General features: G+C 61.2%; 12 protein-coding genes. 6 read left to right on the forward strand and 6 right to left on the reverse strand.

The annotated features are described in order from the left end of the window. Positions 1-12 precede the first annotated feature (12 nt). Positions 13-918, forward strand: coding sequence for an EamA family transporter (locus ACN0X6_RS18240; protein ID WP_417706102.1), 906 nt, complete (start codon positions 13-15; stop codon positions 916-918). 80 nt (positions 919-998) lie between these two features. On the opposite strand, the gene ACN0X6_RS18245 is transcribed toward ACN0X6_RS18240, so the two are convergent. Further along, complete coding sequence (locus ACN0X6_RS18245; RefSeq protein ID WP_417706104.1) at positions 999-1,754, reverse strand: FadR/GntR family transcriptional regulator; 756 nt, start codon at positions 1,752-1,754, stop codon at positions 999-1,001. Positions 1,755-1,861: 107 nt separating this feature from the next. On the opposite strand from ACN0X6_RS18245, the gene ACN0X6_RS18250 reads away from it, so the two are divergent. Beyond that, the gene (locus tag ACN0X6_RS18250; RefSeq protein WP_417706106.1) at positions 1,862-2,737 is read left to right on the forward strand and encodes an aldose 1-epimerase; all 876 of its coding nucleotides are present in this window, start codon (positions 1,862-1,864) and stop codon (positions 2,735-2,737) included. Between the two features lie 244 nt (positions 2,738-2,981). Beyond that, positions 2,982-3,203: a hypothetical protein gene (locus ACN0X6_RS18255; protein WP_017675043.1), complete on the forward strand. Its 222-nt coding sequence runs from the start codon at positions 2,982-2,984 to the stop codon at positions 3,201-3,203. Positions 3,204-3,335: 132 nt separating this feature from the next. Here ACN0X6_RS18255 and ACN0X6_RS18260 read toward each other — a convergent pair whose 3' ends face one another. Beyond that, positions 3,336-4,811: a helicase HerA-like domain-containing protein gene (locus tag ACN0X6_RS18260; RefSeq protein ID WP_417706108.1), complete on the reverse strand. Its 1,476-nt coding sequence runs from the start codon at positions 4,809-4,811 to the stop codon at positions 3,336-3,338. A 158-nt stretch (positions 4,812-4,969) separates the two neighbouring features. Between ACN0X6_RS18260 and ACN0X6_RS18265 the strand changes: the two genes are divergently transcribed. Next, positions 4,970-6,847 (forward strand): methyl-accepting chemotaxis protein, encoded by a 1,878-nt coding sequence (locus ACN0X6_RS18265; RefSeq protein ID WP_417706110.1) that lies wholly within the window; start codon positions 4,970-4,972, stop codon positions 6,845-6,847. A gap of 41 nt (positions 6,848-6,888) precedes the next feature. Here ACN0X6_RS18265 and ACN0X6_RS18270 read toward each other — a convergent pair whose 3' ends face one another. The 3 genes from ACN0X6_RS18270 to purU are packed head-to-tail and all read right to left on the reverse strand — an operon-like array spanning position 6,889 to position 8,407. After that, the gene (locus ACN0X6_RS18270; RefSeq protein ID WP_417706111.1) at positions 6,889-7,068 is read right to left on the reverse strand and encodes a hypothetical protein; all 180 of its coding nucleotides are present in this window, start codon (positions 7,066-7,068) and stop codon (positions 6,889-6,891) included. A gap of 16 nt (positions 7,069-7,084) precedes the next feature. Next, positions 7,085-7,510, reverse strand: coding sequence for a CBS domain-containing protein (locus tag ACN0X6_RS18275; protein ID WP_160019753.1), 426 nt, complete (start codon positions 7,508-7,510; stop codon positions 7,085-7,087). 45 nt (positions 7,511-7,555) lie between these two features. Continuing rightward, on the reverse strand, positions 7,556-8,407 hold the full coding sequence (gene purU, locus ACN0X6_RS18280; RefSeq protein WP_417706113.1) for a formyltetrahydrofolate deformylase: 852 nt from the start codon (positions 8,405-8,407) through the stop codon (positions 7,556-7,558). Positions 8,408-8,702: 295 nt separating this feature from the next. Between purU and mvaT the strand changes: the two genes are divergently transcribed. Next, entirely contained in the window at positions 8,703-9,077 is a 375-nt protein-coding gene (mvaT, locus tag ACN0X6_RS18285) for a histone-like nucleoid-structuring protein MvaT (protein WP_017675049.1), read from the forward strand. Between the two features lie 197 nt (positions 9,078-9,274). Here the strand turns inward: mvaT and sbcB are convergent, their stop codons facing one another. Next, positions 9,275-10,723 carry an exodeoxyribonuclease I gene (gene sbcB / locus ACN0X6_RS18290; RefSeq protein ID WP_417706115.1) on the reverse strand — a complete coding sequence of 483 codons (1,449 nt, stop codon included), beginning with the start codon at positions 10,721-10,723 and terminating at the stop codon, positions 9,275-9,277. A 183-nt stretch (positions 10,724-10,906) separates the two neighbouring features. Between sbcB and ACN0X6_RS18295 the strand changes: the two genes are divergently transcribed. After that, positions 10,907-11,665 carry a hypothetical protein gene (locus ACN0X6_RS18295; protein ID WP_417706117.1) on the forward strand — a complete coding sequence of 253 codons (759 nt, stop codon included), beginning with the start codon at positions 10,907-10,909 and terminating at the stop codon, positions 11,663-11,665. Positions 11,666-11,894: the final 229 nt, after the last annotated feature.

Consider the following 11,894-nt stretch of genomic DNA (forward strand, 5'->3'; position numbering starts at 1 on the left):
CAGGATTTCGTCATGCAAGGTTCCACCCCATTTGCGCGTCACATCGCCGTCCTGATCCTCGCCACACTGGCTTGTTCGTTCGCGGGCAACCACATCGCTGCGCGGATCGCCTTCGACCACGACACCGGGCTGCTGCTGGCCATGCTCGCGCGTGCCGGCGTGACCCTGGTCGCGCTGGCCGCTCTGGTACTGTGGCGACGTGAATCGCTGAAACTGGGTCGCGCCACCTGGAGCTGGCAGATCTTGCTGGGCCTGCTGATCGCCATTCAAAGCTTCTGCATCTACTCGGCCGTGGCGCGCATTCCCGTGGCCCTGGCGCTGCTGGTGGTCAACCTCTCGCCAATCCTGCTGGCACTGCTCACCTGGGCGCTCGGCGGTGCAGCGCCAACCCGACAGGCGCTGGCCATCATGGGCGTGATCCTCTTCGGCCTGGTGCTGGTGCTCGACGTTCCTGGCCGCCTGGCCAGCAGCGATGCGCCGGACGGCGAGTGGATGGCAGGCATCCTGTTCAGCCTGACGGCTGCCGCCGTTTTCGCCGTGGCGTTGTGGATCACCGAAAATCGTCTGTCGAAAATCGCGGGCTCGGTACGCAGCATGCTGACCCTGGCCGTGGTGTTCAGCGCCTCGGCCCTGCTGGGCAGCAGCGGCCTTATTCCTGGCGGTTTGAGCCTGCCCAATGCCAGCACCGGCTGGATCGCACTGGCCTGCCTGGTCCTGCTCTATGGTGCAGCTTTTTCAACCCTGTTCATCTGCATGCCGCGCCTGAACATCGCGCGCAATGCACCGGTGATGAACATGGAGCCGGTGGCCGGCATGATCCTGGGCTGGCTGATTCTGGGGCAGGTATTGGAAGCCCTGCAGGTGATCGGCGGCTTGATCGTGGTCGGCGGTATCGTCGCCCTGGCCTATAGGCGCTAGAGCGCGCCATGTGCGCTGATTTTTTCTCACTGCCAACAGACACTCGGCGGCCCAGGGCCGCCGAGTCTGTGCAGGGCGTTTCAGCCGTGCAGCGCTTGCGCCTCGGCCGCTTCGTGCGCCTGACGCAGGCGCTCGCGGCTGTTGGTCAGGTGCAGGCGCATCGCAGCCCGCGCCGCCTCGGCATCCTGACGTGCGATGGCTTCGAAGATCTGCTCGTGCTCGCGCTCCAGACGCGCCATGTAGTGGGTCTGGTCGTCACGCGCCAGGCTGGCGGAATTGACCCGGGTACGCGGGATGATGCTGGTACCCAGGTGACTGAGAATATCGGTGAAGTAGCGGTTGCCGGTAGCCTCGGCAATGCGCAGATGAAAATGGAAGTCCGAGGACACCGCATCGCTGGCATGCATCGCGCTCTCGTTGATGGCATCCAGTGCCTCGCGAATGGCCTTCAGTTGTACGTCATTACGGCGCTGAGCCGCCATCCCGGCAGACTCCACCTCAAGACTGATACGCAGTTCGAGAATGGCCAGCACGTCGCGCAAGGTGACGATGGTCGCCGGATCGATGCGAAAACCACTGGCACTGGGCGTATCCAGCACGAAAGTGCCGATGCCATGACGGGTCTCGACCAGCCCCGCTGCCTGCAAACGCGACAAGGCCTCGCGCACCACGGTACGGCTGACGCCCTGCTCTTCCATGATCGCCGACTCCGTCGGCAGCTTCTCACCGCGCTTGATCAGCCCATCGCGAATGCGCTGCGACAGATCGGCTACCAGCTCCTGGGCCAGGCTGCGATGCTTGCGACGAGCACGGGGTTGAGCGTTTTGCGTTTCCATGGCGGACGAATTCTCGATGTAAGACGTGAGGCTTTGCAGCAATGATAGCCTAGCAGTTGTACGATGACACTATGAATTCCCGACAATTACAGCCCTTGGAGCGTCAAGTGCCAACGACTCTGCTGACCCTGAGCGATAGCCTGACCCAGTTGACCCTTGCCCCGGAACTGGGCGCAAGCCTGGTCAACTGGGTGCGTCTGAGCGACGGCCAGCCGCTGCTGCGCCACAGCGACGAACAGGCACTGGCTGCCGTCAATCCCAGGCGCCTGGCCTGCTACCCCTTGCTGCCCTGGTCCAACCGCATTGGCGGCGGTGGTTTCGCTACCCCTGACGGCTGGCAAGCGCTTGATGCCAATACCGACCACGAACCTCTGCCGATACACGGCAGTGCCTGGCAACAACCCTGGCAGATAGTCAATGCGACGTCCGACAGCGCCCTCCTGGAACTGCAGAGCCAATCGCCTTTTCCCTATCGCGCCACGCTCCACGTACAACTCACTGACGGCCGTCTGCGCCTGACGTTACACGCCACACACCTCGGCGAGCAGCCCACCTGGTATGGGCTCGGCCTGCATCCTTATCTGCCGCGCACTGCGCACACGCGCGTGCAGGCGCAAGCTGGCGGCGTCTGGTTGTGCAGCGAGGACAAGCTGTCCAGCCAGTGGGTCGAATTACCGCAGGCCTGGAACTTCAACGAGCCCACCTTGTTGCCGCAGCAACTTGTCGATAATGCGTTCACCCAATGGCCGGGGCGCGCTCGCATCATTCAACCGGAGGCAGGTTATCAGCTCGTCTGCGAGGCACAGGGCAGCGATATGTTTCTGTTGTTCTGCCCGCAGGCGCAGAACTTCTTCTGCTTCGAGCCCGTCACCCACCCGGTCAACGCCCACCATCTGCCGGGACAACCGGGGCTGCGCTTACTGGCCGCGGAGCAAAGTGTTCAGATGAGTTTCAGCCTGCACTACCAGACGCTGGCAGACTGATCACTGGACATTCAAAGGGCGTTGGCGATAATACTCGTCAGTTGCCCAATGCAACTTTTCTCGGAAAAAAGTTACAAATAGATAAGTAACTGAAGAGAAAGGAGAAAGATGCAAAGCGTGAAACTTTGCAAACTGTTCTCCCCGCCAACCAAGGCAAAGCACTTTAGATTGATCCCTCAGCGCAACAGTGAAACCTGGTGTTTCGGCTGTTGTGTGGGTCGATCATAACCTACAGGTAAAAACAGTGACGAAAGACGAACTGCGCGCCGAACTCGAGCGCCAGGCGCAGCGTTACAAGGATGTATACGGCGGAGAAGTCATCACCTACGCCGCTCAGCCAGACCCCGACCGCAAACCCTGGCGCAAGAAGCCCAGCCTGCTCGACCAGGCCTTCGAGAAAGAAATCGAGAAAATCGAGAAAGAGCGCCAGGACAAGCAGGACGCAGCCGACGAAACCGCCGGCTAGTGACACGCTGCCCCAGGCTCCCCGTAGCCGGGAAAGTTCTGGAACGGGCTTTCTACCGTCACTCCCGCGAACGCGGGAGTCCAATTGCTCTTGAGCCGCCTCCGCGGGAATGACGGCTTTTCCAGCACTTACCTAACGCTTCCTGCTACCCGTCAGCGAGCCCATGAGCCCCCGCACCAGTTGCCGACCGATCTGGTTGGCGGCCTGGCGCAGCGCGCTCTTCATCGCGCTGCCGATCAGATCACTGGCCATATCGCCCAGCCCCGGCTCTGCCTTCTGCTTCTGCGTCGCCTTGACTGGCGCGTCATCCTGAGCCTGCTCGGCACGCGCGGTGAGCAGCTCATAGGCCGACTCGCGGTCGACGGGCTTGTCGTAACGCCCAGCCAGCGGCGACTGACGCACCAATGCCGCACGCTCGGCCTCATTCAGCGGGCCGATGCGCGACTGCGGTGGCGCGATGGCCACGCGCTGAACCATGGCCGGTGTGCCTTTTTCCTCCAGCGTGCCGACCAACGCTTCGCCAATGCCCAGTTCGGTGAGCACGCTGAGCGCGCTGAATGCCGGGTTCGGGCGAAAACCATCGGCCACTGCGCGCAGGGCCTTCTGCTCCTTGGCCGTGAACGCGCGCAAGCCATGCTGAATGCGCAGACCGAGCTGAGCCAAAACATCGTCCGGCAGATCGCTCGGCGACTGGGTGACGAAATACACCCCGACGCCCTTGGAGCGAATCAGCCGCACCACCTGCTCCAGGCGCTCCTGCAGCGCCTTGGGCGTGCCCTGGAAGAGCAGGTGCGCCTCGTCGAAGAACAACGCCAGTACCGGTTTGTCGGCGTCACCGCGCTCCGGCAGTTGTTCGAACAGTTCAGCCAACAGCCACAGCAGGAAGGTTGCATACACCTTGGGTGCCTCATGCACCAGGCGGGAGGCATCGAGCAGATGCACGCGCCCGCGGCCATCACGATCAGGGTGCAGAAGGTCTTCGAGCTGCAACGCCGGCTCGCCGAACAGGGCCTCGGCACCCTGCTGCTCCAGCCCTGCCAGGCGACGCAACAACGCCTGTGCCGAGGCGCTGGTGAACAGCGCACTGTCCTCGCCCAGCACCTGCGGATTGTCCTTGAGGTAGCCGAGCAGCGCCTTCAGGTCTTTCAGGTCGAGCAGCAACAAACCTTCGCGGTCAGCCACCTTGAACGCCGCATAGAGCGCCGCCTGCTGGCTGTCAGTCAGCTCGAGCAGAGCGCCAAGCAGCAGCGGCCCCATCTCGCTGAGGGTGGTACGCAAAGGGTGGCCGCTCTGACCATGCACGTCCCACAGCGTCACCGGATAGGCCTGCGGCTGATGATTCAGCCAGGGCATGCTGGCGATGCGCTCGGCGACCTTGCCTCGCGGCGCGCCGGCAGCGCCCAGACCACACAGATCACCTTTGACATCAGCGGCGAACACTGCCACCCCGGCGTCGCTGAACGTCTCGATCAACCGTTGTAGGGTCACCGTCTTGCCGGTGCCGGTGGCGCCAGCGATAAGACCGTGACGGTTGGCCAGGCGCAAAGGCTGACCAACCGCCTGACCATCACTGCCAGCACCCAATACGAACTGTGAATTCAAAGGCATCTTGCCATCCCCTGGGTTAAAGCTTTACTGCAGTTATACCGATACAAACAGCAGAACAAACACCCACTCCATCTGCCGCAACAGCCCGCGAAAACGCTCTTGCAAGCGCAGCCGTGGAATACAAGACTGGTTCCAGAGCCATCCGGACGCAAGACAACATGAGCAAAAACCTGCAGTTCAGCCACAAGATTCTGCTCGCAGCCTCCCTGGTGGTGATCGCCGCCTTCTCGCTGTTCACCCTTTACAACGATTACCTGCAGCGCAACGCCATCCGCGAGGACCTGGAAAGCTATCTGCATGAAATGGGTAACGTGACCGCCAGCAACATCCAGAACTGGTTGTCCGGCCGCATCCTGCTGGTGGAAAGCGCGGCGCAGTCGATCAGCAACGACAGCGAGCCGGATCGCGTGGTCAAACTGCTGGAACAGAAAGCGCTGACCTCGTCCTTCGCCTTTACCTATCTGGGCACCGAAAGCGGCGGTTTCACCATGCGCCCTGACGAGCAGATGCCTGCCGACTACGACCCACGCACGCGCCCCTGGTACAAGGATGCCCTGGCCGCCGGCGGCACCACCCTTACCGAGCCTTACGTCGATGCCGCCACCGGCGAGCTGATCATCACCATCGCCACCCCGGCCCGGCCCGCAGGCGTGGTCGGTGGCGACCTGAGCCTGCAGACCCTGGTCAACATCATCAATGCACTGGACTTCGACGGCATCGGCTATGCCTTCCTGGTCAGCGCCGATGGCAAGGTTCTGGTGCACCCGGACAAGGACCTGGTGATGAAGAACCTCAAGGACATCTACCCGCAGAACACGCCACGCATCAGCAGCGAATTCAGCGAGGCGCAGCTCGATGGCAACACCCGCATCCTGACCTTCGCACCGGTCAAGGGCCTGCCCTCGGTCAACTGGCACATCGGCCTGTCGATCGACAAGGCCAAGGCCTACTCCATGCTCACCGAGTTTCGCGCCTCGGCCATCGTTGCCACGGTGATTGCCGTGGTGCTGATCATTGCCCTGCTCGGCCTGCTGATCCGTGTGCTGATGCAGCCGCTGACCGCCATGGGCAAGGCCATGCAAGACATCGCCCAGGGCGAAGGCGACCTGACCAAGCGCCTGGCGATCCAGTCCAATGACGAATTCGGCGCCCTGGCGCGCTCCTTCAATCAGTTCGTCGAACGCATCCACGGCTCCATCCGTGAAGTGTCATCGGCCACCGTCCAGGTCAACGAAGTGGCCAAGCTGGTGGTCAATGCTTCCAATTCCTCGATGGTCAACTCCGACGAACAGGCCAGCCGTACCAACAGCGTGGCAGCTGCCATCAATCAGCTCGGCGCGGCTGCGCAGGAAATCGCCCGCAACGCCGCCGATGCCTCGAGCCAGGCATCGGATGCCCGCCATCAGGCAGAAGACGGCGGCAAGGTGGTGCAGCAAGCGATCAGTTCGATGAGCGAGCTGTCGAACAAGATCAGCGACGCCTGCGCCAAGATCGAGATGCTCAACAGCAAGACGGTGGACATTGGCCAGATCCTCGAAGTGATCAAGAGCATCTCCCAGCAGACCAACCTGCTGGCGCTCAACGCCGCCATCGAAGCCGCACGGGCCGGTGAAGCCGGGCGCGGCTTCGCCGTGGTCGCCGACGAGGTGCGCAACCTGGCGCACCGCACCCAGGAGTCGGCGCAGGAAATCGAGAAAATGATCGAGGAACTGCAGGTCGGCTCGCGAGAATCGGTCACCACCATGACCGAGAGCCAGCGTTACAGCGAAGACAGCGTGGACATCGCCAACCAGGCCGGCGAACGACTGGGTACGGTGACCGCCCGCATCGGCGAGATCGACGGGATGAACCAGTCGGTGGCCACCGCCACCGAGGAGCAGACTTCGGTGATCGAGTCACTGAACATGGACATCATCGAGATCAACACCCTCAACCAGGAGGGTGTGGAAAACCTGCAGGCCACCCTGCGCGCCTGCGGCGATCTGGAACAGCAGGCCGCGCGCCTCAAGCAGATGGTCGACAGTTTCCGAATCTGAAACGCCCTGTAACCAGAAGGGCGCCGCAGCGCCCTTCTTTTTTATCGCTCATGCTCAGGATCGTCTTCGGCCTGCTCCTGCAACTGACGCCACAGTTCGGCCGCATCGGCGAACTCGGTCCCATGCTCTTCGCTCAGGGCATCGGGGTCGTATCGCCGTACACAGCCTTCGCCCAGGGTCGGCGGCGCCTTTGAGGTGGCCTTGTCCAGTGGATCGGTCATGCCGTTCGAGCCTCCATCAACTGGCCTCCAGAGAGCCCTGCTCGTGCTGGGCGAACTCCTTGACGGCACGCAGCACGTCGCACCGACTGATCTGCCCCACCAGACGACCGTGCTCGATCACCGGCAATCGCCGCCGCCGCCCGCGCAGAAAGCGCTCGGACAACTCGATGATGTCGGCCTCCGGGCTCACCGTCTCGACGTCGGTGGTCATGTAGGTGCTGACGGTGCCGCCGACAGCTTCGTAGTAGGCCCCGGAGAGAATGCCACGCAAGCAGTCACCCTCCGACAGCAGGCCTATCAGGTGGCCCTGGGAATCGACCACCGGCGCACCGGAAATCCGGTGCTCCAGCAATCGATTGATGGCGGTGAACAGATCGGTATCCGACCTGAAGGTCACCAGATGGCGAGTCATGTAGTCGCGCACCTTGATGGACTTGAGCATGGGCGTTCTCCTGTGACGTACATCGGGCCGGCCCACGCAGCAGGATCAGTCGAACACCACCGTCTTGTTGTCGTGCACCAGCACTCGGTCTTCCAAGTGATAGCGTAGCCCACGCGCCAGCACCATCTTCTCCACATCCTTGCCCAGACGCACCATTTCCTCGATATCGTCGCGATGGGTCACGCGCACCACGTCCTGCTCGATGATCGGCCCGGCATCCAGCTCCTCGGTGACGTAATGCGAAGTGGCGCCGATCAGCTTCACGCCGCGCAGCGAAGCCTGGTGGTAGGGTTTGGCGCCAACGAACGACGGCAGGAAGCTGTGATGGATGTTGATCACACGCTGGGCGAATTCGGCGCACAGCGCCGGTGGCAGAATCTGCATGTAGCGCGCCAGGACGATGACATCGGCCCGATGTTCCTTGACCAGCCGTTCCACCTCGGCGAAGGCCGGCGCCTTGTCCTTGGGGTCGACCGGAACATGGAAGTATGGAATGCCATGCCACTCCACCATGCTGCGCAGGTCGTCGTGGTTGGCGATCACGCAGGGAATCTCGCAATCGAGTTCATTGCTGTGCCAACGGTGCAACAGATCGGCCAGGCAGTGCGACTCACGACTGGCCATCAGCACCACGCGCTTCTTCTGCGCCGAATCGGTGATACGCCACTCCATGGAGAACTCGCGGGCAATGGGCGAAAACGCCTGCTTGAAACCCTCCAGATCGAACGGCAGCGAGTCGGCACGGATTTCGTGACGCATGAAGAACCAGCCACTCTGTGTATCGGAGTGGTGACTGGCTTCGGTAATCCAGCCGTTATAGGTAGCGAGGAAATTACTGACTTTGGCAACGATGCCGACGCGGTCAGGGCAGGAGATGACCAATCTGAACGTGCGCATAACTAAACCCCACTGGCGGCGCAAAAAGTCGGCCATTCTAACGATTTGCCGGCAAAACTGCAGCAGCCATACACCTGCAAAAGCCCGCGACCGGGCACCCGGAAGTGCCCGAGTTGAGCGCACCGAAAACTTCAGCAGCTAGTTGCAGTAGCCGATTTAATTCAAGCCTGAGCGACACATAGGGTTGCAGTACACTGCAGTTATTTTGTGGCCTGCTGTTTACTTGCTATAAGTGCATGACTATTATTAGGTCACTGTTGACTACCACAGACTTATTCACGCCAAGGTAATGCCCATGTCGCTGATCAACGAATACCGCAATATCGAAGAAAGCATCAAAGAGCTCCAAGAGCGTCTGAAGAACATGTCGCAAGACGACAAGCTGAAGAAAGAGCTGGAATTCGAAGGCAAGCTGCGCACCCTGATGGGCGAATATCAGAAGTCGCTGCGCGACATCATCGCCCTGCTCGATCCTGAGGCCAAAACCGGCAAAGGCGTACGCGCCAGCAAGCCTGTTGCTGCCAAGCGCGCGCGCAAGGTCAAGCAGTACAAGAACCCGCACAGCGGCGAAGTGATCGAAACCAAAGGCGGCAACCACAAGACTCTGAAAGAGTGGAAAGCCAAGTGGGGCGCCGACGTCGTCGAAGGTTGGGCCACGCTGCTGGGCTAATTCCTGAGCGACACCCAAAACGCCAGCCTTGCTGGCGTTTTTTATTGTCGATATTTTTCAGGCTTGACCGTTTTGGGCAATTGCCTGCACCCGCAATTAGGCTGAACGAGCGGAAAACTCCGGCCCCTGCATTTTTCTTATAAAGCACTGACGAGCCCCTCGCCTCCGTGCATTGCCCTGGCGGCCTCTTGTCCGGTTTAAACGCCTGCGCGATTCACGGCAAAACGCGTCTGCAACGCCTGTGCATACGCCTGCCACTGCTGCAGAAGTTGCAACTGGTCCGGGCTGCAGTCCGTGCGCAACTGCTCCACTGCCGCGTGAAATTGCGCCAGGGTATTGGGCGCGCCGAACTCCGGATCGCTCAAACGTTGCCGGCAGAACTCTTCCCAGCGCTGGGATTCAGCGGCTGACAGACTTGAAGGGAAATTGCGCGCCCGATAACGAAACAATAACTCTGGCAGTCGTGCATCGTCGAATGGCCATTTCTTGTCGTTGGCCAATGCGTCGGGTTGGGCGCCACGCACCTGCTCACACAAACGACGGTCACGATCACCGATAAACCCATCGTAAAGCTGTTGTTCGGGATCGTTACTGCCTGCGAAGGCATCTTCACGGTAAATGGCCGCTAATTTGTCCTGCCACAACGACTGTTCACTCTTCAGCACTTCGAGATGGCGTTCACAGATCGACCAGTCCAGTTGCAGGCGTTGCCGATCCGCCTCGCGCAGCACCGCAAGCGGTGCCACTACCGGACAGCGATTGATGTGCAGCAGCTTCAGCGGCACCGGCAACTCGCCCTCGGCGAGGTCCTCGCGGCGCGTGTAGAGACGACTGCGCAGCGTCTCGGCGTCCAGGTTCAGCAGGGGCGACGGATCAGCCTGCAGATCACAGATGATCAGCGCATTGCGATTGCGCGGATGCCAAGCCAGCGGCAGCACGGGCGCCAGATAATGACGTGCCGCAGAGAAGCGTCCGGAAATGTGCAACAGCGGCTGCAGCAGGCGAATCTGATCCAGTACCCGCTGCTTGCTACGCAGCTGGTAGAGGAAGTCGTAAAGCTTCGGCTGTCGGTCGCGCAGCAGCCGTGCCAGGCCGATGGTGGCGCGCACGTCGGACAGCGCATCGTGAGCCTGGCCATGGTCGATGCCATTGGCCTGGGTCAGCCGCTCCAGCTTGAGCGACACCCGCCCCTCTTCCTCGGGCCACTCGATGCCCTCGGGCCGCAGCGCATAAGCGGTGCGCACCAGATCGATCAGGTCCCAGCGGCTATTGCCGCCCTGCCACTCACGCGCATAAGGATCGAAGAAGTTGCGATAGAGGCTGTAGCGCGTCACCTCGTCATCGAAGCGCAAGCTGTTGTAGCCGGCGCCACAGGTGCCGGGCGCAGAGAGCGCGGCATGCACACGGGTCATGAACTCGCCCTCATCCAGCCCCAACTGCTGCAGGCGCCGAGGATCGATACCGGTCACCAGGCAAGCAGCCGGGTGCGGCAGAATGTCATCGCTGGGGCGGCAATAGATGTTCAGCGCCTCGCCGACCTCGTTCAGCGCCTCATCGGTACGGATACCCGCCACCTGCAACGGACGGTCACAGCGCGGATTGATACCGGTGGTCTCGTAGTCGTACCAGAAGATGCTGGAAGTCATGGGTGGCTCCGAACCGGACGTAAAGTTGTCGGCAGTCTATCACCCACGTCCAGGCTCACCGCTCCCGGCCAAAGCATGAACCAGCGCACAGCCGTTGCGCCGTCAGACACGCTGCACTTGTCGGGTAGCTGTCGTTACCACTAGCATTGGCAGCCCTCACACTCGACCTACAAGGATGCAACCATGAGTGACGCGATCACCCCCAATCCCTATGCCGCTCCCACCAGCGACCTGCAACAGGCGCCTTCCAACCAGACACCGAGCATCGAAGAAGCCCTGGCACGCGGCTACGACTTCAGCATCGGCGAGCTGCTGAGCGAATCCTGGAGCAAGGTCAAGGGCACCAAAGGCATCATCATCGGTGGTTTCCTGGTGTTCTACGTGGTGCTGCTGGCTGCCACCTTCATCCTCGGCGGCGTCGTCGGCATCTTCGGCGCCCTGAGCGAAAACATGCTGCTGATGATCGTCGGCGAAATCCTCATCTCGCTGCTGGCCTCGGCCCTGGCTTACCCCTTCATGGCCGGCATCAACATGGTCGGCATTCGCCGCGCCGCCGACCAGCCGCTGAGCTTCAACGAGATTTTCAGCCACTTCGGGCGCACCGTACCGCTGATCATCACTGCCGTGGTGATGATGCTGCTGATCTACCTCGGCATGATCCTGCTGCTGATCCCCGGCATCTACCTGGCCGTGGCCTATCTGTTGGCCATCCCGCTGGTGGTCGAGCGTGGCCTGTCGCCGTGGCAGGCACTGGAAGCCTCGCGCAAGGCCATCACCCAGCACTGGTTCAAGGTCTTCGGCCTGTTCCTGCTGCTCGGTCTGATCGTCATGGTCAGTGCCATTCCGCTGGGTATCGGTCTGGTGTGGAGCATTCCGCTGATGGTCGTGGCCATGGGCGTGCTGTATCGCACTATCTTTGGCGTGCTGCCTGCCGCCCAATAACAGGCCGCTGAAAAACTACCTGCGTTGGCAATACTGCGTTAAAAACGACCTCAAAATGCTCATTTACAATACGTAAACTCCGCTTTTTCGGTCGTTTTTGCCTTGTCTTGCCTACCTCGCCTACGTTTTTCAACGTCCTTATAAGCCAATGCAGCCCGGGCCAGCTCACTGGCCCGGTTGCGTTCGTGGCCCGCTGCTCGCTAGCATCGGGCTTTCCTTGATGCAGTCC

Source organism: Pseudomonas sp., assembly GCF_048269965.1.
GTDB lineage: Bacteria > Pseudomonadota > Gammaproteobacteria > Pseudomonadales > Pseudomonadaceae > Aquipseudomonas.